This window comes from Labrys okinawensis, assembly GCF_047345005.1.
Lineage (GTDB): Bacteria > Pseudomonadota > Alphaproteobacteria > Rhizobiales > Labraceae > Labrys > Labrys okinawensis.
Genome location: NZ_CP178864.1, coordinates 6826205 through 6852323, shown reverse-complemented (window position 1 = coordinate 6852323; position 26119 = coordinate 6826205). Strand labels below are relative to the sequence as shown.

21 protein-coding genes are annotated in these 26119 nt (G+C 57.5%); 10 read left to right on the top strand and 11 right to left on the bottom strand.

Annotation, left to right across the window (positions count from 1 at the left end; translation table 11 throughout):
• Genes ACMDCR_RS31790 through ACMDCR_RS31780 form a run of 3 tightly spaced genes read right to left on the bottom strand, consistent with a single transcriptional unit; the run spans position 1 to position 4752 of the window.
• Entirely contained in the window at positions 1-429 is a 429-nt protein-coding gene (locus ACMDCR_RS31790) for a hypothetical protein (RefSeq protein ID WP_413990441.1), read from the bottom strand.
• Complete coding sequence (locus ACMDCR_RS31785; protein ID WP_413990440.1) at positions 426-3635, bottom strand: efflux RND transporter permease subunit; 3210 nt, start codon at positions 3633-3635, stop codon at positions 426-428. The genes ACMDCR_RS31790 and ACMDCR_RS31785 overlap by 4 nt, the downstream gene beginning before the upstream one ends.
• Before the next feature lie 4 nt (positions 3636-3639).
• Positions 3640-4752, bottom strand: a complete 1113-nt coding sequence (locus tag ACMDCR_RS31780) for an efflux RND transporter periplasmic adaptor subunit (RefSeq protein WP_413990439.1) — start codon at positions 4750-4752, stop codon at positions 3640-3642.
• 709 nt (positions 4753-5461) lie between these two features.
• Between ACMDCR_RS31780 and ACMDCR_RS31775 the strand changes: the two genes are divergently transcribed.
• From ACMDCR_RS31775 to ACMDCR_RS31765, 3 genes are all read left to right on the top strand, one after another.
• Positions 5462-6139 carry an ATP-binding protein gene (locus ACMDCR_RS31775; RefSeq protein WP_413990438.1) on the top strand — a complete coding sequence of 226 codons (678 nt, stop codon included), beginning with the start codon at positions 5462-5464 and terminating at the stop codon, positions 6137-6139.
• A gap of 78 nt (positions 6140-6217) precedes the next feature.
• A complete protein-coding gene (locus tag ACMDCR_RS31770; RefSeq protein ID WP_413990437.1) occupies positions 6218-6856 on the top strand; it encodes a response regulator transcription factor in 639 nt (212 codons plus the stop codon).
• A gap of 319 nt (positions 6857-7175) precedes the next feature.
• Positions 7176-7664 (top strand): DUF992 domain-containing protein, encoded by a 489-nt coding sequence (locus ACMDCR_RS31765; protein WP_413990436.1) that lies wholly within the window; start codon positions 7176-7178, stop codon positions 7662-7664.
• Between the two features lie 176 nt (positions 7665-7840).
• Here ACMDCR_RS31765 and aspT read toward each other — a convergent pair whose 3' ends face one another.
• Both aspT and ACMDCR_RS31755 read right to left on the bottom strand, forming a co-directional pair.
• On the bottom strand, positions 7841-9532 hold the full coding sequence (aspT, locus tag ACMDCR_RS31760) for an aspartate-alanine antiporter (RefSeq protein WP_413993778.1): 1692 nt from the start codon (positions 9530-9532) through the stop codon (positions 7841-7843).
• A gap of 195 nt (positions 9533-9727) precedes the next feature.
• Positions 9728-11353: a bifunctional aspartate transaminase/aspartate 4-decarboxylase gene (locus ACMDCR_RS31755; RefSeq protein WP_413990435.1), complete on the bottom strand. Its 1626-nt coding sequence runs from the start codon at positions 11351-11353 to the stop codon at positions 9728-9730.
• 610 nt (positions 11354-11963) lie between these two features.
• On the opposite strand from ACMDCR_RS31755, the gene ACMDCR_RS31750 reads away from it, so the two are divergent.
• Complete coding sequence (locus ACMDCR_RS31750; RefSeq protein ID WP_413990434.1) at positions 11964-13922, top strand: ABC transporter substrate binding protein; 1959 nt, start codon at positions 11964-11966, stop codon at positions 13920-13922.
• Between the two features lie 533 nt (positions 13923-14455).
• Here ACMDCR_RS31750 and ACMDCR_RS31745 read toward each other — a convergent pair.
• The 6 genes from ACMDCR_RS31745 to ACMDCR_RS31720 form a co-directional block, all read right to left on the bottom strand.
• A complete protein-coding gene (locus tag ACMDCR_RS31745; protein ID WP_413990433.1) occupies positions 14456-15499 on the bottom strand; it encodes a macro domain-containing protein in 1044 nt (347 codons plus the stop codon).
• Positions 15500-15509: 10 nt separating this feature from the next.
• Positions 15510-16193, bottom strand: coding sequence for a DUF4433 domain-containing protein (locus tag ACMDCR_RS31740; protein WP_413990432.1), 684 nt, complete (start codon positions 16191-16193; stop codon positions 15510-15512).
• Between the two features lie 299 nt (positions 16194-16492).
• Positions 16493-17107, bottom strand: coding sequence for a hypothetical protein (locus tag ACMDCR_RS31735; protein ID WP_413990431.1), 615 nt, complete (start codon positions 17105-17107; stop codon positions 16493-16495).
• Between the two features lie 93 nt (positions 17108-17200).
• Positions 17201-17728 carry a hypothetical protein gene (locus tag ACMDCR_RS31730; protein ID WP_413990430.1) on the bottom strand — a complete coding sequence of 176 codons (528 nt, stop codon included), beginning with the start codon at positions 17726-17728 and terminating at the stop codon, positions 17201-17203.
• 5 nt (positions 17729-17733) lie between these two features.
• Positions 17734-17949 (bottom strand): helix-turn-helix domain-containing protein, encoded by a 216-nt coding sequence (locus tag ACMDCR_RS31725; RefSeq protein WP_413990429.1) that lies wholly within the window; start codon positions 17947-17949, stop codon positions 17734-17736.
• Between the two features lie 122 nt (positions 17950-18071).
• Positions 18072-18839, bottom strand: a complete 768-nt coding sequence (locus tag ACMDCR_RS31720) for a hypothetical protein (RefSeq protein WP_413990428.1) — start codon at positions 18837-18839, stop codon at positions 18072-18074.
• Positions 18840-19017: 178 nt separating this feature from the next.
• On the opposite strand from ACMDCR_RS31720, the gene ACMDCR_RS31715 reads away from it, so the two are divergent.
• From ACMDCR_RS31715 to ACMDCR_RS31690, 6 genes are all read left to right on the top strand, one after another.
• The gene (locus tag ACMDCR_RS31715) at positions 19018-20517 is read left to right on the top strand and encodes a site-specific DNA-methyltransferase (RefSeq protein ID WP_413990427.1); all 1500 of its coding nucleotides are present in this window, start codon (positions 19018-19020) and stop codon (positions 20515-20517) included.
• A gap of 46 nt (positions 20518-20563) precedes the next feature.
• Positions 20564-21469, top strand: a complete 906-nt coding sequence (locus ACMDCR_RS31710) for a tyrosine-type recombinase/integrase (RefSeq protein ID WP_413989379.1) — start codon at positions 20564-20566, stop codon at positions 21467-21469.
• A gap of 1 nt (position 21470) precedes the next feature.
• A complete protein-coding gene (locus tag ACMDCR_RS31705; RefSeq protein ID WP_413989380.1) occupies positions 21471-22661 on the top strand; it encodes an IS91 family transposase in 1191 nt (396 codons plus the stop codon).
• Positions 22662-23121: 460 nt separating this feature from the next.
• Entirely contained in the window at positions 23122-23331 is a 210-nt protein-coding gene (locus ACMDCR_RS31700) for a hypothetical protein (RefSeq protein WP_413990426.1), read from the top strand.
• A 2-nt stretch (positions 23332-23333) separates the two neighbouring features.
• Positions 23334-23468: a hypothetical protein gene (locus ACMDCR_RS31695; RefSeq protein WP_413990425.1), complete on the top strand. Its 135-nt coding sequence runs from the start codon at positions 23334-23336 to the stop codon at positions 23466-23468.
• Positions 23465-26116, top strand: coding sequence for a DEAD/DEAH box helicase (locus ACMDCR_RS31690; protein WP_413990424.1), 2652 nt, complete (start codon positions 23465-23467; stop codon positions 26114-26116). Before ACMDCR_RS31695 ends, ACMDCR_RS31690 begins: the two co-directional genes overlap by 4 nt.
• The last annotated feature ends 3 nt before the right edge of the window (positions 26117-26119 follow it).

Genomic DNA, 26119 nt, shown 5'->3' with positions numbered 1-26119 from the left:
TCATGGTTTGCAGGAATCGTATCTGCTGCCGACTTTTTCAATATCGTCGTTGTAGCGATAGAGTGCTGCTCCGTCGTCCGAGACCGAGACATAGGCCTTGACGTGGCTGGTCGTGATGGTGGTGGTGCAGGCGAGATCCAGGATCATCCGGTCGCCCTTGTTGGAGACTTTCTGGATGCTGCAGCTCGCACCGGGGGTCGATAGCCGGCGGCCGGATACGAGGATGGCCGGTGCGAAAACGCTGACATCCTTGCGATAGGCCATGCCACGCTTGGCTGGTCGGTAGACCTGTTCGCAGTTCATGCTTTGCTCAACCCAGGCACCTTGCAGTGACGACAGTCCGGGCGATTTGTCTGCGTTGGCACCACCCGCCCCGAGGGCGAGCAAGCCGAATACGGTCATGGCCGGTAGAACTGCCGTTTTTTTCATGAGTGCCCTCCTGTCTGGAGCGTAACTGCGGGGAGAACCGGTTCCTTGTCCTTGGCGGATTCAGGCTGTGGCTGTTCCGGGGTCTTGGGACGTGAGCCGGGCCGTAGCCGCTCGCGCAAGGCCTGGAACTGGACGTAGAGCGGCGGGATCACGAAGATGCCGACGAAGGAGGCCAGGATCATGCCGCCGAACACGGGCGTGCCGACATTGCGCCTGGCGATCTCAGAGGCGCCGTGCGCGACAACCAGCGGATAGAGCCCGAGGATGAAGGCGAGGGACGTCATCATCACTGGGCGGAAGCGCAGCCGTGCCCCCTCGGTCGCAGCCTTGAGCAGCGGTATGCCGCGCTCGCGTTGCTCCTTGGCGAATTCGACGATCAGGATGCCATTCTTGGCGGCAAGGCCGATCAGAACGATCATGCCGATCTGGCCGTAGAGGTCGAGCGTGAGGTGGGCTATCACGATTGCCGCGAAGGAGCCGAGGATGCCCACCGTGACCGAGAGGAGCACTGGCACCGGGATCGTCCAGCTCTCGTAGAGGGCTACGAGGAAGAGGAAGGCGAACAGCACGGCAAAGCCGAGAATGATGGCCGTCTTGCCTTCAGCGCGTTTCTCCTGGAAGGCCGTATCCGTCCAGGCACCGCTATAGCCGTCTGGAAGTGTCGCCGCCGCAACCTTCTCCATGGCCGCCAGGGCCTGGCCGGAGGACACGCCCGCAGCCGGTGAGCCCTGGATCGTCACGGCCCGTTTGTTGTTGTAGCGGATGAGCGCCGGTGGACCGACAACTACCCGCGCTTCGACAAGCGAGCGCATCTGGATCATGTTGCCCTGGGCGTTGCGGACATTGATCCTGTAGATATCGTCGACGGAGGTACGATCGGAAGCCTCGGCCTGCACCTGAACCTGCCAGGTACGGCCGAAGAGGTTCATGTCGTTGACATAGAAGCCGCCGAGAGATGTCTGGAGCGCCTGGAAGACGTCGCTGAGGGAAAGGCCCAGGATCTGCGCCTTGTCGCGGTCGATATCGAGATAAATTGATGGATTGGTCGCCGAATAGGTGCTGAAGACCCGCGAGAGTTGGGGATCCTGGTTGGCGGCGACCATGAGACCGCGCAGCACCTGCGCCAGGGTCTTGGGGTCGGAACTGCGCAGGTCTTGAAGCACATAGGTGAAGCCGCCGCCCGTACCAAGGCCGATGATCGGGGGTGGCGCAATCGGCACGACGGTGCCGCCCTGGATCTGGCGCAGGCGCGCGCCGAGGCGCGCCAGGATGGCCGCGGCACCCTGTCCTTCTCCCGAACGCTCTTCAAAGGGCTTCAAGGTGACGACGATGAAGGCGGCATTTGGCTGCGAATAATTATCGATGAAGTTGAGGCCGATCACGGAGGTGAAGTCGGCGACCGCCGTTTCCTCGCGCAGGGCTTTTTCGGTCTGCGTGATCACATCGGTGGTCCGGCTCAGCGAGGCGCCGCCGGGCAGTTGTGCGACAACAAAGAAAGCACCCTGGTCGTCTTCCGGCAGGAAGCCGGTCGGTGTCGCCTTGCCGAAGACGTAGATTCCTCCAATGGATGCCGCTACGCAGACAAGGCCAATGATGGCGAAGCGAACCAGCCGGGCTACGACCGCGCCATAGCCGTCGCGGACGTGATCGATAGCCCGCATGACCACGCCGATCGGGCCACGCTTGGGGCCGTGATGGCCGGATTTGAGCAGCACGCCGCAGAGCGCAGGGGACAAGGTAAGGGCGTTGATGGCGGAAAGGAACATGCCCACGGCCACGGTGACCGCAAACTGGCGGAACAGTTCTCCCGACAGGCCGGGGATGAAGGCCACCGGCACGAAAACCGACAGCAATACGAGGGTGATGGCAATTATCGGTGCGGTGATTTCGCTCATTGCCTTCTTGGTGGCCTCTGCCGCCGAGAGCGAAGGATTCTCCTCCATCACGCGTTCGACGTTCTCGACGACCACGATGGCGTCATCGACGACGATGCCTATCGACAACACGATAGCGAGGAGCGAAACCGTGTTGGCGGAATAGCCGATCGCATTGAGAACGATAAAGGTGCCGATGAGGCTGACGGGCACGGCGAGTGTGGGGATCAGCGTTGCGCGGATGCTGCCAAGGAAGAGATAGACCACGATGATGACGAGGATGAACGCCTCGATCAGGGTCTTCTGTACCTCGTGAATAGTGTCCTTCACGAAAACCGTGGGATCGTAGGTGATCTTCCATTCCAGATCGTCTGGAAAGCGTGCTGCAAGCTCCCCCATGCGGGTCTTGATGGCGTCGAGCGTGGTAATCGCATTGGCGCCCGGCGACTGGTAGATGGCGAGCACCGAGGAGGGGCCGCCATTGAACAGGGTCTCGCGGTCGAGATTGGCCGCTCCCATCTCCACCCGGGCAACATCGCCCAGACGCAGGAGAGAGCCGTCCGGGTTGGTCCGGAGAACAATGGCATTGAATTCCGCGATCGAGGACAGGCGTCCCTTGGTCTGCAGGTTCAGCTGCAGTTGCTGGTCGTCGGATATCGGGCGTGCGCCGACGCGCCCTACGGCTGCCTGGATGTTCTGCGCCTGGATGGCCTTGATGATGTCATTGGTGGTGAGGTTGAGGCCGGCGAGGCGATCGGTGCGGATCCAGGCCCTCACGGCATAATCCTGCGGCCCCCAGAGGGTGGCGTCGCCGACACCAGGCGTACTCTTGATTTCGTCGAGAATATTGATGGTGACATAGTTTGAGATGAAGAGCGGGTCGTAGCTGTGCTTCGGCGAGTAGACCGCCAGCACACCGAGCAGAGCCGATGACTTCTTCTTGACGGTCACACCTTGCTTCTGGACGTCCTGGGGCAGCTTCGAAATCGCGGTCTGGACGCGATTGTTCATGTTGACGGTATTGATGTCCGGGTCCGTTCCCAGTTCGAAGGAACCGGTAAGGGTATAGCTTCCGTCATTGCCGCTCACGCTCTTCATGTACATGAGCTTGTCGACACCAACGACCTGCGCTTCTATCGGTTGAGCGATGGTGGAATCCACCACATCGGCGGAGGCACCGGGGTAATTGGTCGTTACCGAAACCTGCGGCGGCACGATGTCCGGATACTGCGCGACCGGGATGGCCAGTAGCGAGAGCAGCCCGGCGATAACGGTGACGATTGCAATGACGATGGCAAGCCGCGGCCGATCAACGAAAACCGATGAAAGCATCGACCTAGCCTCCGGTGTTCAAGGCTGGGGGCGGGCTTGCTCGTACGGCGATGCCGGGACGCAGGCTCTGGAAGCCATCTGTGACGACCAGTTCGCCTCCATCAAGGCCGCTCGACACGACAACGTTCGGGCCGCTGCTCCCTGCCGTCTTGAGTCGCCGGATCGCAGCCTTGCCGTCCTCGACTATAAAGACATAGACACCCTGCTGGTCGGCGATCAGGGCGGCCTGGGGAACGACGACACGCTCTTCCGGCTTGCCGGCCTCCAGCTCAACCTTCACCAGTTGCCCATCGACCAGGGTCTTGCCAGGATTGGCGATATCGCCTCGCACGATCAGGGTGTCGGTGGAGCGGTCCACGCTCACATCCACGAAGCTGATCTGGCCGATCTGGTCGTAGAGCGTTCCATCTGAAAAACGGATGCGAAGCTTGATCGATTTCGGATCGTTGACCTTGTTGGCCTTCTGCGCGGCCATGATATCCCGCTGACTCACAGGAAAGGTGACATACATCGGATCCTGGCTGACCATGGTCGTCAGCTCGCCGCTGTCAGGCCCGATCACGTTACCCTTCGACACGGCCGTGCGTCCGATGCGGCCGTCGATGGGCGCGGTGATGTCGGTATAGCCAAGATTGATCTTGGCCGTGTCGAGATTGGCTCCGGCTGAGGTCGTGGCCGCCTTGGCCTGTGCCTCCTGGGCAACGGCCTGGTCGAAAGCGACGGCGGTTCCGGCATTACGCTCGAGCAATTGTTGCGCGCGCTGGCGCTGGATGCTGGCAAGGGTGAGTTCGGCCTGAGTTCGCTCGAGCGTGCCCTGAGCCTGTTCAACATCGGCGTTGAATAGGGCTTTCTCTATCCTGTAGAGCGGCGTTCCCGCCTTGATCGTATCGCCTTCGCGAAAGAGCACCTCCTCGAGTACGCCTTTGACACGAGCGCGGATGGACACTTTCTCGGGAGCGTCTATGCGTCCTACGAACTCCTGAGCGTTTGAGATCGGCTTGCGCTCCGCCGGTGCCGCCACGACCGCAACCCCTGTATCCTCCGCCGCCAGGAGCACTGGCGGGAATGGCACAGAAAGACTGACGGCGAGCAAAGTGAAAGCCGTTGTTCTTTTCAAAGCAACGGATAGACTTTTGGTTCCAAAATCTATCACTTTTCACCTCCCACCTCGAAAAGCACATTACGCTAAGTCATTGGTTGCTTGAGCGTATATGACGTCGAAACGTTGTTCTATCTCCTGGATCACATAGCTCAGATATTGCACGGATCATGGTATCTTGGTTATAATCTCCTGGAGATTATTTTTTCAATCAAACGGCCATACCAGGTATATATATTTGCAGGTCTTATATATCAGAACCTCCTTGTTTCCATTTTCTATTTTATACTTTAAAATAGATCAAACATGTATTAGAAGAACGAGGTAATATTTTAAACTATCTCTATGTCGTGAGGCATGTGGTGACGGAATGCCGAACGTTCGCGTGACAGAGGAGGGCATTTGTGATAAATATTTAGGCGTTATGGCAAATTTTTATGCACTAGGCGTCCGTGCTGTGCCTACTCTGAAAAAGGCTACAACGCTGAACAATTGGCCTCTATTGTCCAAATAGGCATTGTACTTTGGGGCAATAGCGGGCCCCCTCAATTTTCGTGTTTTTTGGTGAATCTGGATTATTTTGCGTATTTTACGGCATCTGATACGAGGAGATATCGCGGTCAGGGTATAATAATACCATATATAAATATATGCCAACCCCTGCTTGCGATATAGCGTCATCGTGGCTCATCAATATGTAGTGCCACAACTTAATATGCATGCTTTAATGCAATTGACTATCCGCGATGGCGTGTACAGTGACTGTCAGATGTGCTCATTAGACAAGTTTATGCTCTATATCGTGGTATTTCTTGCTGCAAGAATTTTCCTGGCAAGGGGGGTGGCTGTTGGCGCCATTCTGGTGCGCGCGCAATCGGATGTGCGCAGCCCCTTCTACGCGGAGAACTTTTCCGCAATGCGCAAGACCGTGAACTGGGATGCCACCGAGCCCATCACGCTTCATGTGGAGAACCTTGATCTTCGCCGTTTCAACCGGCCTGCCTATGAGGACAGGCCGCAGAACCATCTTCGTGCGAAATGCTCCGTCGGGCCATTGAAGGGGAGGGGGGACGAAATTCAGCTTGAGCAGGTGCTCCGCAATCTCGTGATGAATTCTCTCGACGCGATGAGGCAAAAGACAAATGGGCGTCGCGAGATCGCGGGTCTTGCCGCGAGGCTGAATCAGGTATCCGCAGAAATATCGATTGTCGACAATAGACCGGGCGTCGATCCGGCAAAGTTGAACAACGTCCTTAAGCCTTACTATACGAGAATGTCCGAAGGAATGGCAATGGGTCTTTCCATTGCCCGAAAGATTGTAGCTGCCCATAGCGGGCAGATTTGGGTGGAGATTCGGCCCCGGGGGGGAGCCGAGTTTCAAGCAAGACTTCCTTTGCTTCAATAAACGGGGGTGATTCCAATGCGCATACTGATACACCTTATCGATGACGACATGTCGTTCCGAACCGCACTTGGCCGTCTGTTGCGCACCTTTGGCTATGATGTCGAACTATATCGGTCCGCCGGCGAGTTCCTGAAGAGAAGGCCCGACAACAACATACCGTCCTGCATCCTGCTCGACGCGCAGATGCCCGGCCTGAGCGGCCCAGAACTGCAGGAGCGCCTGGCAAAGCTCGGGTCCACCCTTCCCATCGTCTTCCTGACCGGGCATGGCGACATTGCGATGAGTGTGCGGGCGATAAAAGCTGGCGCGGAGGACTTCCTAACAAAGCCCGTGCCCAAGGATGCCCTTCTCAATGCGATCAACCACGCAATGGGAACGTTCTCCGCGGTTCGGGAGCGGGAGGCGCAACTGCGCTTGTTGCGTGTGCGCGTCGGCACGCTGACGCCCCGCGAGAAGGAAGTCTATGAACTCGTCGTGCAGGGGAAGCTGAACAAGCAGATCGCTTATGAACTTGGTACAACTGAACGGACTATCAAGGCCCACCGGCACAAGGTGATGGAAAAGATGCAGGTTCGTTCCCTTGCGGAGTTGGTCTCGATCGCCGAGCGGCTGGGCACCTTGTCGATAGCCAGGCGCGCCTCGGAGGACCCGTTGCAGACCCTGAAAAGGCAGGCCCTCGCGATCGCCGCTGCCATGGAAAGCTATGCCTACGATTGACGAAGAACACCCGTTCTCTGCCGGGGCAGGGGACGGGTTCGCCTTATTCTCACAACGACATCGATGGCTGACTGACAGGCTCTATGAGTCATAACCTATGAGTATTTTTAGATCTGAGCCGAAGCGGCTCGTTAATAATAATATAGAGTCTTCTCTTTTTGCTAATTCGTCAGCGTTGGGCTGGAGCTAGTTATAGACGTACGTGAAATAATCAGTTTACATCTTGTTCATGCAACTTGGAGGTGATGCGGGACATCTTGGTACAAAGGACAACAGACGTCATTGTTTATCGCAGAGCTGATTGAGCCGAAGGAAATGGATGATGAAAACTAGCAAACGCAAACTCTTCTGGCATATCTGTATCGTGACCGGGGCCATGGCAGCCGGCGTCACTTTCGCGCATGCCGAAGCCAGGCGGGTGCATACGGGCACTCTCACTTGCAAGGTAGGCGCAGGCATCGGCTTGATCGTGACCTCCAAGAAAGACCTCGACTGCGTGTTCAGGGCCGCGAAACATCATCCCGAGCGCTATGTCGGCCATATCCAGAAATTCGGCCTCGATATTGGGGTGACGAAGGTGGGCACCATCGCATGGGGTGTGTTCGAGGCGGGACCGCATCGGACCGATCTCGGTGGCACCTATGTCGGTGCGACGGCCGAGGCCACTTTCGCTGCCGGGTTAGGCGCCAACGTCCTGATCGGTGGATCGGGCAAATCCATTGCCTTGCAACCCCTCTCAGTCTCCGGCCAGACGGGCCTGAATATCGCCGCAGGCGTTGGCCAGATCTCGCTGCAGAAGGCTCCGTGAGGGCGGACAGGATAAGATTATCTCAGTCTCGGAGGGCAAGGCGGCAAGGCCTTGCCCTTTTTCTGCGCAATGGCATTGGAGGCAATGACGCATTCCTAGCTATCGATTGATCGCCCGAAGAGCCCGGAGTTTGACTGGCAACCGCCAGAAGACTCCCGAATGAACCAAGACGCCCGCTAGCCAAGCAGCATCACGACCACCATTCCCCAGATCGTGAGGAGCGTGTTGCCAATAGCATAGGTCACCGTATAGCCAAGCGCAGGCACCTGGCTTTTGGCGGCATCGGTGATCATGCCGAGAGCCGCTGTCGTGGTTCGCGCACCGGCGCAGGCCCCAAACAGAATCGCCGGATCGAACTTGAACAGGTATTTGCCCGTATACATGGCCAGGATCAGTGGGATGGTTGTCGCGAGCACGCCCCAGAGGAAGAGGCTGATGCCGAGTTCCTTCAGGCCGGCAATGAACCCAGGTCCAGCGCTGATGCCGACCACTGCGATGAAGACGTTCAGTCCAACCGAGTTCATGAACCATACGGTTGACGATGGAATTCGTCCGAATGTTGGACGCACAGATCGCAGCCAGCCGAATACAAGGCCCGATATCAACGCGCCGCCGGCAGTGGAGAGCGTCAAAGGGATGCCTGCAATATTCAAGACGAGCGAGCCGACAAGCGCGCCCAGCGCTATCGCCGCGCCGATGAACGCAACGTCGGCGATGTCTGTGACGCGGTCGGCGTGACCGATATTTTTTGTGGCCGCCGCAAGATCCTTGGAGCGCCCAACAAGCGTCAGGATATCGCCTCTATTGATGATCGTGTCCGGCAAAATCGGGATGGTGGTCGCCGTTGCGCCCCGAACAATTTTCCGAAGGAACACACCGCGCGCGGCGGGGAGCTTGGCGATCTCCGAGAGTTTCCTGCCGCTGAGCTCCTTGCTTGTGACGAACACGTCGACACCTTCGGCAGGAACATTCTGCAACTCGGGATCATTCACCTCTTCCGCGGCCTGGCCGAGTACATTCACCAAGACCTCGCGTGGGCCGACCACGGCCACGATGTCCCCCGCCTGCAGCTTCGTATCGGCGGTAGCCTCCATGATCGTAGCGTCCCGACGGATTCGTTCGATGAATACTCGCGCGTTCGGTACCAGCGCCTCTGCTTCGATCACCGTCAAGCCAGCCGCCGGTCCGTCGGCCTTGACCCGATACGCCCTCAGTTCGAAGCGGTGCCAGGCTGAACCGGCCCCACCAAGTTCCGAGGCGGCGCTGTGGCGCGTTTCATAGTCCTTGCAGGCAGCCGCAAGGTCGATGCCAAGCAGTCGTGGCCCAATGAGAGCCAGAACAATCGCGGAACCCGCCGTGCCAAAGATGTAGGTAACGGCATAGGCGATCGGCATCGCGTTGAGCATTGCCGTGGCCTTGTCGGGTGGCAGTCCAAGGCGGTTTATGGCGTCGGTGGCCAGGCCCATGGAGGCCGAAATCGTTTGAGACCCGGCATAAAGACCAGCCGCCGAGCCAACCTCATAACCCGCCAATTTGGCAACGATCACCGGAATTGCCAGGCAATAGATGCTCACGATCACCGAAAAGGCGGCTTGTGGCAGGCCGTCGGACGCAATGCCACGCACAAATTGTGGGCCGACACCATATCCGACTGCAAAGAGGAACATCAGAAAGAAGACCGATTTGACATTTGGTGAAATGGTAATGCCGAGTTGGCCGATGATCACGGCAGCAAGCAAGGTCGCAGTGACGGCTCCGAGGCCCAGGCCGCGGTAGGTGAACTTGCCAACGAAATAGCCGACGGCGAGCGACAGGAAGATCGCGATCTCGGGATATTTTCGAAGTGTTTCGGCGAGCCACTCGAGCATGACGACATGACCTCCTGCTAAAGCGTTTTGCGATTTGACGGAATCGTCAAGAATCGCAAAGACGCGTCGAAACAAAGAGTTAGAGCAAAGCGGCGTTTGCGCCTAAACGCGTTTTGCTCTAGGCGATGCTACAGGGCTCCGCAGGGCGGCCGCGGCTTTGGCCCATCAAAGTGCAGAGCGGGATTTGTGGGCCGGCTACGGCTGCGCGAGTTCGCCCTTGGCTGCGCGGTAAGCCTGCAGGTAGCCACGTGCGACCGCTCTTATTGCGCGCCCGATGGAGTCGTAGGCTTCGTCGGGAAGGTTGGCGAACGACACACGCACCGACCAGTTTGGCGCATCGAAACCGGACCCATTCAGAACCACGATGCCGTGGTCTTCGGCGAGCTTGAAGGCGATATCGAGCGGATGAACGTTCTGCTTAACCCAGTCGGTAACTTCATCGCCTACGTATTTCCGCGCCCAGTATTCGTAGTCGATAATGCCGTAATACCGGTCGAAATAGGGGCGGGCATGAAACTCAATTCCCATCCCGTTCATCAGCTTGTCGAAGCGGCGCTGGCAGATCGCCATGCAGGCCTTCTGGTAGATCTTGGCGTCGTCCATCATCTCGACGAGGCCGAAGAGGGACATCATCACCTGCTGTGGCAAGGACAGCCCGGCGGTGTGATTCAATGCCACGTCGCGGCTGTCGGCGACGATACGATCAATGAACTTGATATCCCGCGGCTTCGGGGTCAGCGCCTTGTACCGGGCCTCGACGACCTTTTGCGTCGCCTCCGGCATCGCGCCTATCATCTTGTCGAATATGTTGTCTTGAGCAACGGCCACGACGCCCAAGCGCCAGCCCGTGCAGCCAAAATACTTGGAGAAGGAATAGACGCCGATTGTGTTATGCGGCAGATGGCCCATCACCGACTCGAAGTTCGGCACAAAGGTGCCATAGACGTCGTCGGTCAGGATCATCAGGTCCGGGCGCTTGGTATTCACGAATTTGACCAGGCGCTCCATCGTTTCAGGATCAAGCGCGACGGCCGAAGGATTCCCGGGATTGACAATGAAGAGTGCCTTGACCGACTTGTTCTCAAGTGGCTTCAGATCTTCATCGGTGAGTTGGAAACGGTCCTCGGCCTCGGCTGAGACGTGGATCAGCTTCAATGCGTAGTCTTCGAGATGCGGCATCTCGAGGTAAGGCGTGAAGATCGGCGTGACGAGAGCGATCGTGTCGCCGGCATTCAGAAGCCGCGCATTCTTCAGCGCCTTGAAGATGTAGCACATAGCCGCCGTGCCGCCCTCGACGGGATAGAGGTCGAATTTCGCGCTTGGACGATGGCCAACACACATGGCCCACATCAGATATTCGTGGGTGATCGCTTCGTTGTGAACGAGAGCGCGGTCGGGCACGGGGTAATGGTCGCCGATAATCGAATCCGTCAGTTCGTTGACGAATTTGTCAGGATCGAAGGCGAACTTCTTGATCGCAAAATCCACCGCCGCCTCGAGCGTGTCCGCTCCAGGGGTGTCCGGATCATTCTTGCGCTTCTGGACCCAGGACTTCAGCCGGCTGTAACAGCCATCCGTCGGCGGCATGCCCGCGAGCCCAGCTGCTTCATCGTAAAATGTTCGCTTGGACTCGGTGAGTGCGAACTGTCCGAGCAGAAAGAACGCTTCACGAGCCCGCGTTGCAACCCAATTCGGATTTCCTCTGCCGGCGTTGAGATAAGCACGCCCGGACTTGTCGGCCTGCGCCAGGCGGATGAGTTCGTCCTTGATCTCGAATGGGCTGAGGTCTTCGAACTTGGTGTAGATGCCGACGTCCGCCATGACCGTTCCCCTCTTCTAACGTAGCGCTTGGGGCGGTGGGTAGGATAAGCGGGCAGCCCACATCGGCATCGCCCGCCCGTTTGCGAGCCGCCAATGGTATGCACCCAGGTCCCACGACCGCCCCACCGGCCGAACTCCGAGGCATCCTTGGCCGGGGCAGCCCGTCCTGAATGGGGTTTATTCGAGCAAATTGAGCAGAAAAGAACCATTGTACCTTCGATCACTGGCCTTGGGTACAATTTAAGACTGCCTAAGAACGAGTAATCTGGGCAGTTCGAGGCGACAAATCACAAAAAATAGAAGAATATCTTAGATCTAGTTGAGAATTAGATTATGTCACTCTTATGACAGTGCCATATTCGACACATGGATTTCCGGCTCGAAACGCCAAGTGATCCAGCGATATGGACAGCGTGCGAGGTGATCCCACTCCGATGATGCAAGGGGGCGGAAGAACCCACCCCGATCATCTCGTGCCGTCGGTAGTCGTTCACATCGTGAAGCTCAGTGCGCGGCGAGCATGAGGGCACCATAGAATTACGAAAGTTCGCGCTGTTGCCTCAACTCGACTATATATATAACTCTTGGTTCTAATGTAGACCGATGCCTGATGCGCTCGCGATCCCGCCTTTCGCTCGACAAAGTTCTTGAAATCGGAATCGAGAAGCTATTCCGGGCCACTTCGTTTTGCAGGACAATTTGGGGATGTTTCGCGCTCGCGCTGCTGTACGCTGTCATCGCGTCGCCAGCGTGGGGTGAAGCGCTTCCCAAGTCGGTCCTTGTTATTGAAGAGGCCGACGCTATTCGCGGGCCTTACTACATAGCGATGTTTTCTGCATTGCGGGCGCGCCTCAACGCATCGCAGCGACCAATTTCTCTTTATGTCGAAAACTTGGATCTGCCTTTTTTTGAGGGACCAGAATACGAGGACACCTTAAAGCAGTTTCTTGCGCGCAAATACCACGACAGATCCATTGACGTTGTCATCGTCATCGGGGAGGGCGCTCTCAGGCGCGCCATCGCCTGGCGTTCCGAGGTTTGGTCGAGCACCCCGATCGTTTTTGCAGATGCCGTCGACACCTCGATAGGGAGTGACACGCTGCCGCCCTATGTCACGGGCAGAACTATAAAGTTGCGGCTCGCGGACATGGTCGAAGCCGCGCGTGCGATCGTTCCCGACCTCGATCAGGCGGTGATTGTCGGCGCACCCTTTGCCTCCCAGCCAGCCATCCCTTTCAAGCAGTTTCCCGCCGAAATCCCAGCGATATCCAAGGAACTTAAAATTGTCGACCTGACGGGCCTGCCCATGGCGGAACTGCGAAAGCGCGTCTCGAACTTGCCTGAGAAGAGCGCAATTCTGTACACGCCAATTTACTCGGATGGAAAAGGCGCACAGCTGCTCCCCGCTGTCGCCGTCTCTCTTCTCGCTGAAGTCGCGAACCGGCCGATTATCGCAAACGTCGAAACCTATATCGACCGCGGAGCGGTGGGGGGATATATGCTGTCCCCTGCCATCGTCGGCGACGAAGCGGCTGGCTTGGCTCTTCAGATCCTCAATGGCGACAAACCCTCCCAGATCCCCATCACGAATGGCAATTCGTTGCGGCCTCTATTCAATTGGCAGGGCCTGCAACGCTGGGGCGTACCCGAAAGCCGTCTGCCCCCGGGTAGCGAAATTCAAAACCGACCTGTGCCGATCTGGCAGCAATATCCGGCGCAGACAACAGCGATTGTCGCCATCGTGTTCTTTCAGAGCCTGTTCATCGCCGCGCTCCTCTATGAGCATCAGAGGCGACGACGGGCGGAAAACGAGGTGCGGGCACGTTCGCACGAACTGGCTCACGTCAACCGCCGGGCCACGGCCGGAGCTCTGTCCGCATCTATCGCACATGAAGTCAACCAACCGCTCGGTGCGGTTCTCGCCAACATCGAGACTTGCGAGCTCCTGTTCGAATCGCCGAGTCCGGATATGCCGTTGGTCAAGGAGATTCTGGCTGACCTCAAGCGTGACAACCATCGCGCCAGCGAGGTCATCGTCAGGCTACAGCGCCTGATGCAAAGATCGGAACCCTGCAAAGAGGATGTCGACCTCAACGAACCGGTTCGGGATGCCCTGGGCTTTGTCTCGGCTCAGGCAACTTCTCATGACATCGAGCTCGTCGAAGACCTGTCCGCAGGACCGCTTCCCGTCAGCACGGATCCCATACAGCTGCAGCAAGTCGTGATGAACCTTGTCCTGAACGCGATTGATGCTATCAGCGGGACCGCTTCATCGAAGGTGAGACGCATTTTTATTCGCACACGGCGAATTGACGACAGGAAGGCTGAGATTGCCGTCTGCGACACGGGACCAGGAATCGCTGCGGACCAGCGCGCACAAATCTTCGAGCCCTTTTTCACGACGAAACCAAATGGCATGGGCATGGGACTATCGATCACCCGCACCATCATCGAGGCGCATGGCGGCTCGATACGTGCGGAAAGTCGCGAAGGCGGAGGTACGGTGTTCAGCGTGCGGCTGCCACTATCCAGCGTCAGGCCGAAGAAAAAAAAGGCTGAGCCGGACTGAGGGGTCTTGGTCACTTTGGGTGCCTGCTTCACCCGGGTTGAGGGTTTGGCTTATCTGGAGGATGACGAAGACTGTGAATCCTCTATCGATAGGCGATTGTCCGCTTCCTTCATGCGACTATATGAAGATCCGGCGCTAGCCTGGTGCCTGAGCGGGTGCTCCCAATTGCCGCAATGCGGACACTGCCAAATTCTGTTGAGGAGACCGGAGACGTCGACGGAGGTGACGTCTCAACCAAATCCTTGATTTTAGATAATTGTGAACGCCGGAGAATGTCGCCGAACAGGTTGGTGGTGCCCTAGCCGGCACCAAATTAACTGCATAAGTGTTTGATTTTATGTGATTTAATTTATTTTGCCGAGCGTCGATACCACCAATAATACCACCAAATCCGCTTGTTGGCAGTCAGTTGCTTTTTGTGAGTTCTCGTCGAACCAGACAAAATTCGGTCGATGCCATGACCGCAGCGCGCGATTAATTTCCTGGACGGTCTGTGACCAATGCGAACTGCGCAAATTTAGCCCTTGTGGCTATCAGTTCAACCAGCCCTCTTGCATCAAGCGCTCGTGAGCGACCTGAATATGCGATGGCCGCATGATCTGCCGTTTTCGATCATTCCAGGCGTGAACCCTGCGCGTAACCTCTTCTAAATCAGTTGCATCGCGGCTTTCTTTTGCCACCCAATGCACCGTCGCCAATAACTCCATCCCATAAGGAGTTTCATAACCCTGAATAAGTCGCGAAATTTTCTGAACGCGTTCAGACGTGGCCGCGTCTTTGTGGGAGTCAAGGAATGCGTTAGCTTCGCCCAACGCAGGCCCTTTGATACTTATCTCTGATGGCTTGGTGCCGTCTCCGACGCCCTGGAGATAAGCGCCGTCCATCTTCGTGAGCACGTGCCGCAATGAGGGGGCGTAGGGGCCGTAAGTGTATTTCCTAAACTTTAGACTGCCTAGGTCTTGCCCAGCGACAGATAGAAAATAAGCAAGTTTCTGCACCTCGATTTGGCTCAATGGGTACATCATAGACCTATAGATCGAAAGCACTTTGAGCACGGCCGCTCGTCCCGCCGTCATGGGGGGTTTTGTTGCTTCCGGGACCAGTTCCCGCACGCTGTCCGTCGCATTTGGTGGAAAAAGGAATGCGTCTACATTCGGCGTTTGGGCAAATGCACTTTCTATTAAGGGACGGACTTCCGCCCAGTCCAATCCGCCGTTTCCGCAACCCAAAGGCGGGATCGCGATCGACCTAATCTGAAGCGCTTTAACTTGCTTGACTAAGTCCTCTAATCCGCACTTTATGTCAGAAAAACGCGACGGTTGACGCCAGTGACGCTTAGTAGGGAAATTGATAATAAATTTCGGCTCGGCGAGTTGACCATTATCAAAAATAAACATTTTGCAGGGCACCACTTCACCCCGCTTGCAAGCTGCTTCATAGGCCTTGAAGTTATTAGGCCATTTGCGCTTAAATTGAAGGGCAATACCTTTGCCCATCACGCCGACTGTATTAACCGTATTCACGATCGCATCGACGCGCTGCTCTAGCAAATCACCTTTTGCAATCTCCACGGTCATAAGGACTCCATCAATAATACCATCCAGGGACCACCAGAATTTCGGGGTCCCATGCCGTATTAGCCAGCGCAGCCCGCACTCGATTAGCCATCAACTCCGAACGTACCCCGATTTGGGTGATTGCAGCAAGCGGCACCGAATCACGCACAAGGAATTCGGCCTGACGTGTTTCCATTCGCATCAAATGCCGAACAGTTTGGCGATTTTGCCAAAACTGGCAGTAGCCCGCAATGCGAGGGCTTTCAAAAAAGAGCTCCCAATCGATGACATCTAGTTTGGCGAGATCATCGTAAAATTTGGCGATTGCCATCACTGCATGATAGTCCGTGAAAACAGTCGAACAGCCAGCTTCCACAATTGTTTGGGCAGTCGTGCTGAGATGGACGATGTCGTCTTGGTTAAGGTTGCAGCCTTCAACATTTCCGTTGTTGATAGTAAAGAGCATTGGCGACCGTGGCGCGAAATAAAACGGGACATAATCGTGCAATGTGCCTCCTGGATTAATTGGAACTACCTTCCGTGCACGTCTAATCTGAATGGTCTCGTGTGCTATGCTGGTGGAATTCACTTTGGCACTATTGAGAATTGATTTTGAAAGAAGGTGACCGCTGGCCCCAATTACCGGAAGGTTATCGATTGCCGTGATATGGAAAAGCTGGGTGGGATTCGGCGCCGGCATGCTGGTTTCTTTCACGCATATGACCCGCTCCATGAATTTACCGAGTGGTCGCTGATGGGGCGAAGATTAACCTACTGGAAGCCTAACCCGGCTTAGGCGGAGTACAAGCCTGCAAAGCTGTTTCACCTCACATACTCTCTTTCAGCTATTCCAGGAAGGTGCGGCGCAACGGCACAAAACTAGTTTCTGCTTCCTCATCGTGCGCCCATTCCTGTAAGAGCAGCATTCGCCTGATCTCGGATATATGCTCTCTGAATTTTCCACGCTTTCCACCTTTCCAGGCGTTGAGCGATGAGGTTGATTTGCCGATGGAGCTACGCGGTCCTGTCGACTTCAGCCAAGGCTGCCAACGGCGGATCAGCACTGCTTGGCGCGCTCGGCGTTCGGATGTCCATGGGTTGTTCATGGCTTGCCTCCAATAGTTTGTTTGGCGCAGATCTTGTTTCTTCCGCACGCGTATTAGTTGGCGGCACCGCGCCGTTGTTCACCTGTTGCGGGCCGCTGGCGATATTGGCTTGTCGGGCGAAAACCACCGGTGGGTTCTTGATGGTCGCCAGAGTTTCCAGCGTCGCGCGGCATTGGCTTTGGGCTTTGAGTGCGAGACGCAGATAGGTCTCGTACTGCTTCAGATATTCCTGCGAGGCAGCGCGTCTCGACAGACTCATGAACATTGATTGCAAGGCCATAGCCTGGCCCATGAGCATCGCCTCGCAGCCGCGAAGGCTTCCTTCCTTTACCTTGTCGGTCGAACTGCAAACTGCCTCGGCAATCGCGTCTAAGCCAGTCTCGCCGAAAGCGCTGGCGCTGAATTTCGTGATGATAGCGGCGGCATTAACACCTGCGTGCGTCATGAGGGCCGCTTGGCTTTTTGCCGATGTTTCGTCTCTCTTCCCTGCCGGGGGTGATGCCGTTTTCACTTTCGTGGTCATACTGCGTTCCATATTCGGCCAAGGACCCCCAATGTGCCTTTGGGGTAGTTTACTGCGAACGAGGGGGCGGGCGCATTATTAGCTATGTCGAGCCTAATGCGAACGCGCCGCAATCTTTGGAGGAATAGCCGTGATTTCAACGGCTTGGGCGTCCGCAAAATGTATCGGTAATCGCATCTCATTGGCTCGGTCCTTTTCCGCTTCTGGCGCCGACTTTGGCCGTGACCTGTTGTTTTTTTTGCCGTCGGAAAATCCCCGCCAGTGAAGAAAGGTCATCTTGGCCTGATCGCCGGGATATCGGGGTTGGGAGGTCAGCGTGTAGCGGAATGCGCGCTTGTTGAGTTCGCCTGTCATCCTCCCAAAGTTCTCGATTTCCAACCATCCGGTGCTTATCAAGCTTTCCAGTGCCTTCACGGCCGTCGGGCGTGAACAGCGCGCCAGTTCGGCCGCGCGCCGATCCGATATCTTGAACTCGTTGCCATCGTTGGGTCGGTACATCGTCATCACAGTGATGAGCAAGGTAACGGCTTCCGGCTTCAGGGCCTTCCACGCGGGAAGGAGTAACCACTCCGCATAGATGCGCGCATGCGGCTTGTCCCATTGTTTGGTTGCCCGATGCATAACTATTAGGCTGCATGGTGCGTGCCCGCCGCCATGGCATCGAGCCAAGTGTGGAGGTCTTCGTCACGAACCAGCGTGGCGCGGCCAAGTTTGACGATGCGAAGCCGTCCGCTGGCGATCTCGCCATAAATGGTGGTGCGGCCGACATTGGCCATACGCACCACGTCGTTAATGCGGTGCAATAAAGGGCGCGAGGATTCTTTCAAGTGAGACGCGTTCATTTTCAATCTCCATCGCGAAAGGGCGATGGTTCGTAACTATTCGCATGAACGTTCGCGTGTCCGCCTTCATCATTGACAAGCTGTCAGAATGTCCGAAGACAAACCGGCGTTCTGACAGAATGTCAGCCTCTCAACGCCAATATGTATCGGTTGATAGTTCTCATCGACACGGGGTCGTGCCCCTCTTGCACGAGTCTGGAATTGACAAGATCCCAAATGCGATCCGCCTCCTTCGATAGCCTGCTCGATCGTAGGTCCGCCTCTTCGGCGATGATGCGGCGCAAAGCTAAGCGTCGAGGTTTGTTGGCCTTGGCTTCGCGGGCTTTCGCGGTGGTATGACGATTCCAATCCTTGAGAGCTTCATCTGGCTTCGCCAGCGCTTCCATGCGTCCAAGTCCGTTCGATATATATTGGCCACGTTCACGTCGCGCTCGCCAAAGCGCACGTTCCTCCAGCTTGTCCTCCATGGTTCTCATGCCGTCGAGAGGTGCGAGATGGTATAGGCGTAGCAACCTCCATGCGTCGTAAGGCTGCCAATAATCTAAGCCAGCCTTCTTGCGGGCACGCTGCATGCAGGGGGGCTCTGTGGCTAACTTCGCTCGAGCTTCGATGCGTCTATTTATAAAGTGCCGCTCCATCTGGTCGACGATGGCGTCATGGCGTGCACGATCATCCGCCTGAAGCTGCCGATACAGTTCTCGCGTTTTCCGCCATTCCTGAGAAAGCCTATAGCTTTGCACACGTCTCTCGCGTTCAAGGCCCTCGAAGGGTAATGAAAAGTCATATTCCTGCGGGGTTGCATGCCTCTGGAATTCGACGCCCTGGGCGTGCTCGCCTTGCTCCCAGTCGGTCGGGAGGGGGTCGGTATCATGTTTGGCGATATCATACATGGGCGAATTATGGCGAATGAGCGCGCGTCTTGGCAAGTAGATGTTCGTAATATGTTCTGACGTGGGCCTAGACCGTTGGCCGGCAGCTTCTCGGTCGACAATCAATCCAAATTGGACAATTGCTTCTGGCGTCCACGCGGGTAAAGGTCGCCGACAAATAAAGGAGAATCACTAAGTCATGCCCACTCTCGATTGGATCGGCAAAAAGGCCGTCGTGAACCATCATCGCGAAGTGCCTTACCGGCTGATCCATTGCGACAAGGACAAGAGCGTCGGCGATCCGGATGCGGGCAATCTACTGGTGCAGGGTGACAACCTTGAGGCGCTGAAAGCGCTGCTGCCCTATTATGCGGGCAAGGTGAAGTGCATCTACATCGATCCGCCCTACAATACCGGTAATGAGGGGTGGGTTTACAACGACAATGTGAACTCGCCGGAAATTAAAGCTTGGCTTGGGTCAGTCGTGGGGAAGGAGGCTGAAGACCTGTCGCGGCATGATAAATGGCTTTGTATGATGTATCCGCGCTTGCGGTTGCTGAGGGAGTTCTTGAGCGAAGACGGTGCCATATTTGTTTCAATAGATGACAACGAAGCCCCAAATCTACGCCTTATGTTGGATGAGATCTTCGGTCGAAAACATCGCGTAACCAATGCGATATGGCATAAGTCAGATAGTCCTAAAAACACCGCTCAATTATTTAGTGAGGACCATGAGCATCTTGTCGTTTATGCCCGCGATATTTCAGTTTGGCGCCCTAAACTTGTCCCCCGCTCCGATGAGATGATCGCTCGGTATCGAAACCCCGATAGCGATCCGCGAGGCCCGTGGATGGTCAGTGACCTTGATGCGCGGAATTTCTATTCGAAGGGCGTCTATCCCATAACTAGCCCAACGGGGAGAGTGATATCCGGCCCTCCGCAGGGGCGATATTGGACCGTGAGTGAAGAGAAGTTCGCTGAGCTGGTGACAGACAATCGAATTTGGTGGGGGCCAGACGGAACTTCGGAACCAAATATCAAGCGTTTTCTTAGTGAAGTCCGCGACGGAGTGGTACCTCAAACCCTTTGGAGTTGGAAGGACGTAGGGAGCACTCGCCATTCCAAAAGGGAGTTGCGTGAAGCAGTCGGCTCGGATGTGCATGACGTTTTCGATACCCCAAAGCCGGTAAAGTTAATTCGTCGAATTCTGCAAATTGCTTCCAATTTTGATTCCATTGTCTTGGATGCGTTCGCGGGATCTGGGACGACAGCAAGCGCAGTGATGGAGCAAAACAAAATAGACGCAGGGACTAGAAAATTCATTTTAGTCGAGATGGATCGCGAGGTAGCCGAGTCAGTGACAACAGCGCGGATTTCTCGCCAAATCACCGGATATAAGTATCAAGGTACAAAGAACGATAAGCTTCTGGAAGAAAAACTGACACTAACAAAGCTACGCTCCTCAGAAACTTTACTATTGGAGGTCGATGAAATTGTTGCATTGAATGCAAAGCGCTTTGATAATGTCGATGTAAAGCTTGATGATGGCGTCCTTGTTGTCACTGGACAAAAGATAATAACTGAATTTGCGGCGGGTTTGGGTGGCGGGGTCCGCTTCTGTACCCATGCACGAACCCGCTCCGCGGGAGTGCCGCCTCCTTCTGAGATGGCGGGCTCGTCATTGGCCTTGAGCGGGTAGAGGCCGCGATCTGACCATGGAGTTCCTTCAACGAGAGGAACTCGCCATGGCTACCTTGTCGACCAATGCATCGATCACGCCGCTGCGCCAGCGCATGCAGCAAGACATGCTCATGCGGGGCCTGGGCTCCCATACCCAGCAGGACTACGTTCGTCACGTCCAGCGCTTCGCAGTCTTCCTCCGACGCTCTCCCGATACTGCGACGCCCGATGACATCCGCCGCTTCCAGCTGTACCAGCATGAGAACGGCGTCGGCCCTGCGACGATCAACGGTGCAGTCTCGGCACTGCGGTTCCTGTTCCTGGCGACGCTGAAGCGGCGGGATCTGGCGCGTGCGCTGGTAATCATCCGGCATCCTCGCAAGCTGCCCGAGGTGCTGAGCGTCGAGGAAACGGCGCGGCTGCTCGAAGCGGCACCGGGCATCAAGTACAAGGCCGCGCTCGGTGTCGCCTACGGCGCGGGCCTGCGCGTGTCCGAGGTTGCACACCTCAAGGTCGACGATGTCGACTCGACACGCATGCTGCTCCGTGTCGAGCAGGGCAAGGGCCGCAAGGATCGCAACGCGATGCTGTCGCCTCAGCTTCTTGAACTGTTGCGGCTGTGGTGGCGTGAGGGCAAGCGGCGCGGGGTCATGCTCCCGCATGGCTGGCTTTTCCCGGGGCGGGGCTGCACGTCGCCGATCTCGTCGCGGCAACTGCACCGCGCGGTCCAGGAAGCGGCCGAAGTCGCCGGCATCCGCAAGCGCGTCAGTCCGCACACGCTGCGGCACAGCTTCGCCACGCACTTGCTCGAACAGGACGTCGACATCCGCGTCATCCAGGTACTGCTCGGGCACAGCAAGCTCGAGACCACCGCGCTCTACACCAAGGTCTCGACCCGGACGATCCATGCGGTCGCCGGGCCGCTCGACCGGCTGATGTCGTTGATGGAAGGCAAGACGCCGCCCGGCTGACGTGCGCACCTGTGTGGAGGTCGCCGACATCTTCCGTACTGGCGGGCCCGCCTACAAGGCCGTCCATGCAGGGCACCTCAGCCTGCAGCAGCTCAAGGTGATGTCGGCGGTCGAGCACTGCCGCACCGCCGCCCTCGGCGGTCACGTCGAGGCTTGCGAGGACTGCGGCCAGTGGCGGATCGCCTACAACTCCTGCCGCAACCGGCACTGTCCGAAGTGTCAGGGCGCGGCGGCGCGGACCTGGCTTGCCGAGCGCGAGACCGACCTGCTGCCGGTCGGATATTTCCACGTCGTGTTCACGCTGCCGGCCGACGTCGCCGACATCGCCTTCCACAACAAGGCACTCGTCTACGACCTGCTGTTCAAGGCGGCATCGGAGACGATGCTGACGATCGCGGCCGATCCCAGGCACCTCGGCGCGCGCATTGGCATCACCGCAGTGCTCCACACCTGGGGCTCGGCGATGACCCACCATCCGCACGTGCACATGATCGTGCCCGGCGGCGGCATCGCGCCGGACGGAAGCCGATGGATATCGTCGCGACCGGCCTTCCTGCTGCCGGTGAGGGTTCTCGGCAAGTTGTTCCGCCGGCTGTTCCTCACCCGGCTGGTCGCGCTCCACGAGGCTGGTCGGCTCGCCTTCTTTGGGTCGCAGGCGCACCTCACCGAGCGGCGGGCATTCCTGCGCCATCTTGCTCCCGTCCGGAAGACACGTTGGGTGGTTTACGCCAAAGCGCCCTTCGCCGGGCCGGAGGCGGTGCTCGCCTATCTGTCGCGCTACACCCACCGGGTCGCGATCTCGAACGGGCGCCTCATCCAGTTCGATGAGAGCGGCGTCACCTTCCGCTACAAGGACTATCGCCGCGACGGCGCCGACCGGCAGCAGGTCATGACGCTCGCAACCGACGAGTTCATCCGCCGGTTCCTGCTCCACATCCTGCCGCGTGGCTTCCACCGTATCCGCCACTACGGCTTGCTCGCAGGCGGCTGCAAGGCCGGCCTCGCGCTCGCCCGCGAATTGCTAAGCGTGGCGTCGCCGCCCGATGACAATATGCCGAAAGAACCGGCTGACGTCCGCCCGCCATGCTCATACTGCGGCGGACGCATGATCGTCATCGAGGTGTTCGAACGGTGGAGGCAGCCGCGCGGACCGCCCCACCATTCCCCTTCGACCGGGAGCCGCACGCCATGACCCGGCATGGCATGGTCCAGCCTTCAGCCTCAGGCACTCAGCCCTCGGCGACGAGCCCACGCGCGTCCACGGTGATCCTCGATGCCGAAGGGGCCGCGTCTGGCCGCGCGACGGGCCGACAACATCACGTGGAGACGCAACGAAGCGGTCTGTCCGCGTCTATCGCGGCGCTTCCCCGCAGCGGTCGCGCCATCGCCGACATCAGTCGCAAATCGAAATCCCCATAGCCATCGACTGTGGCCCGCGGGTTCCTGCATGAGAGGCTTTCGTACGCCTCACGGCACCCGAAACCCTTCACCTTGGCGAACCTTTATTCGATGCCGACGGCAATGTCAGTTCCGCCGTCGCCTATTCCGACATTGCAGCCCATGTCTTCTTTTGCGAAACGGGCTCCCCCCTCCCTCGCCGGGTGGATGGCTCAACGCCGCTGATCGGCACGTTCCAAGGGCGAGCAATCTATTTGTTACACAATGCCGATGCCGTGGGCGTTGCAAGTGCCGATGCGGGGAACGTGCTCACCAGCAGCGCGCTTGACAGCCTGCCCTTGCCAGAATCTGGTTATGCTGGTGCGCGCATCGTATATGGCGAAGGCTGCACCGTACCCGATGACCGACTTGCGCGGCTCGGCGTTACCTTCAAGCAAATCCCCTACCAGATTGAGGGGCTGTGACCATGGCAGCGCCCGACGCCAATGCGTTGGCGGAATTCGAGAAATACCGGGTCGAGCAAGATCGTGCCTATGTCAGTGATTTCGATCGCGCGACCAAGGCGTTGCTGTCGGGCAAGCCGAGGAAGAAAGAGCTATGAGTCTGCCCGTGTTTTCGCTGAAGAATTATCAAATTCAGACGCTAGCCAGCCTACGCCGGTTTCTCGAGAAGACGGTGGAGTTTAACGACGCGGATACGGCATTTTACGCCATGACGAAGCGGCCCTTCGTGCAGCCGCCGAACCTGCCCGGTCTGCCCTATGTTTGCCTGCGCATTCCTACCGGGGGTGGCAAGACTATTATGGCGGCGCATTCGGTTGGTGTGGCCGCAGACAGCTTCCTCCGCACGGATACTCCGACGGTGCTCTGGCTTGTGCCCTCGCAGACTATCCGCGAACAGACGCTGGCGACGCTTCAGGATCGAGCCCATCCTAATCGCCGAGCGCTGGCGGATCGCTTCGGCGAGAATGTCCGAGTGATGACGGTTGCGGATGCACTCTACGCCAAGCGCGCCGATTACGATGGCGGCGTGGTGGTGATCGTGGCAACCATCCAGGCGTTCCGGGTGGAAGAGACGGAGGGGCGCAAAGTCTATGATGCTAATGGCGAACTAATGGACCATTTCAGTGGGCTTGCCGACGGCTTGAGCGAGGCTCTGGAGACCGGCCCGTTGGGTGATCCAGTGCCCTCTTTTGCCAATGTTCTGCGCCTGCGCCGCCCGATGGTTATCGTCGACGAAGCGCATAATGCGCGGACCAATCTTTCCTTCGACACGTTGGCACGCCTGAAGCCTTCCCTGATCGTCGAATTCACCGCGACACCTGTCACGCCAGAAGAGCACAAGCCCGAAAGGGGCATCTACGCTTCCAACTTGCTCCACCAAGTTTCCGCCGCCGAACTTAGGGCCGCAGACATGATCAAGCTGCCGGTAATCCTACGCGGCCGGGCCGATCCACGAGAAACCATCGGGGATGCTATCGCCTGGCTTGACGAACTCAGCGAGACGGCGGCTGCTGAAGAAAGGGCAACGGGCGAATTCGTCCGGCCGGTGATGCTGCTTCAGTCCGAGGCCAAATCCAAGGACAAGCCGACGCTGCACGCAGAAGAAGTCATGAAGCTTCTGATCGAAGACTTTCGAGTGCCGGAAGTCCACATTGTTATCGCCACCGGCGATGTGCGCGGACTGGATGGCGTCGATCTCTTCGACCGTGACTGCAAGGTGCGTTTCATCATCACGCAGCAGGCGCTCAAAGAAGGGTGGGATTGCTTCTTTGCTTACGTGCTGTGTTCGGTAGCCGAGCAAAAATCGCCACGCGCGGTGGAACAGTTGCTCGGTCGCGTGCTGCGCCTGCCGCGCGCCTCGCGCAAGAGACATGAGGATCTGAACCGCGCCTACGCCTTTGCCACCACCACGAGCTTTCAGCAGGCCGCTAACACCCTACGAGACGGGCTTGTGAACAACGGGTTCGAGAAGGTCGAAGCACAATCGCTGGTGCGCGCCGTTGCGGCCCTTCCTGGCTTTGAAGAGGGCGGAACGGCCTTCGTCTATGAAGAGATGCTTCCTGCTGATCTGGACGTCGCGACGTTCAAGACCAATATCGAAGTTGCGACGAGCGGTCGGGTGCAGATTGACCCCCAAACGGGCATCATTCGGGCGCGCGGCGCGCTTACCGACTATGACCGCACCGCCATGAGGCTCGCCATGCCGGAAAGAGCGGCAGCGACCATTGACGCACTCGTACACCGTTCACGTGGCGCACGACTGAGAGTGCTTGATCCCACTGCGGCGCCGATCCGCCTCGCGGTGCCGCAATTGACCGTGCGATGTGGTAAAGACTGGCAATTATTCGACCGTGCGCATTTTCTCGATATTCCATGGAAGCTTGAAGAAAACGATCCGACCTCAATTCTGGATTTCTTCATGCCACCCAGAAGGGCCATCGATGAGGCCCATATTGATATCGACGAAGGGCGCGAAATAAAGGTGACCTTCGTTGCCGATCTGCATGAGCAGCTTTCGCTCGCGCTCGGCATCCGGGGCTGGACAAAGAATGCGCTGGTGAATTGGCTTGACCGGCGGCTGCCCTACTCGGCACGGCGCGATATCACGCGTTTGTCGTCGACGCTCTTCATTGCGCAAGCGCTGGATGTGATCGCCGCTCGTTACGGCATGTCGCTCGAAGCGCTGGGGCGATCGAATTTCCGGCTAGTCGAAGCCTTCGTGAAGGTGATCGCCAAACACCGGGACAGCCGCGAAACACTTGCTTTCGAACGCGCGTTGTTCCCGCAAAGTGGCCTTGAGTTCCAAGTCGGCAGCGACATGGAGCTAGTGTTTGATGAAAGTCGCTACGCCTATAATCAGCCCTACAAGGGCCGTGCCGATTTCAAGAAACACCTGTTTCGGATTGTCGGCGATCTGGACGCAAGTGGCGAAGAGCACGAATGCGCAGTAGCGATTGAACGCAACCCGCAGGTCAAGGCTTGGGTTCGTAACACGTCTCGCCAGCCACATTCCTTCTGGCTACAAACCGCGACCGATAAATTTTACCCGGATTTTGTCGCGCTGCTGAACGACGGGCGCATTCTTGTGATCGAATACAAGGGAACGCCCTACATCACGAATGACGACTCGAAGGAGAAGAAGCTGGTTGGTGAACTTTGGGCGGAACGTTCGGGCGGGAAGAGCCTTTTCCTGCTGTTCGGCGCAAAGGAGTACGCGCAGATTGACCGGATCATTGCTGGTGCCTGAACG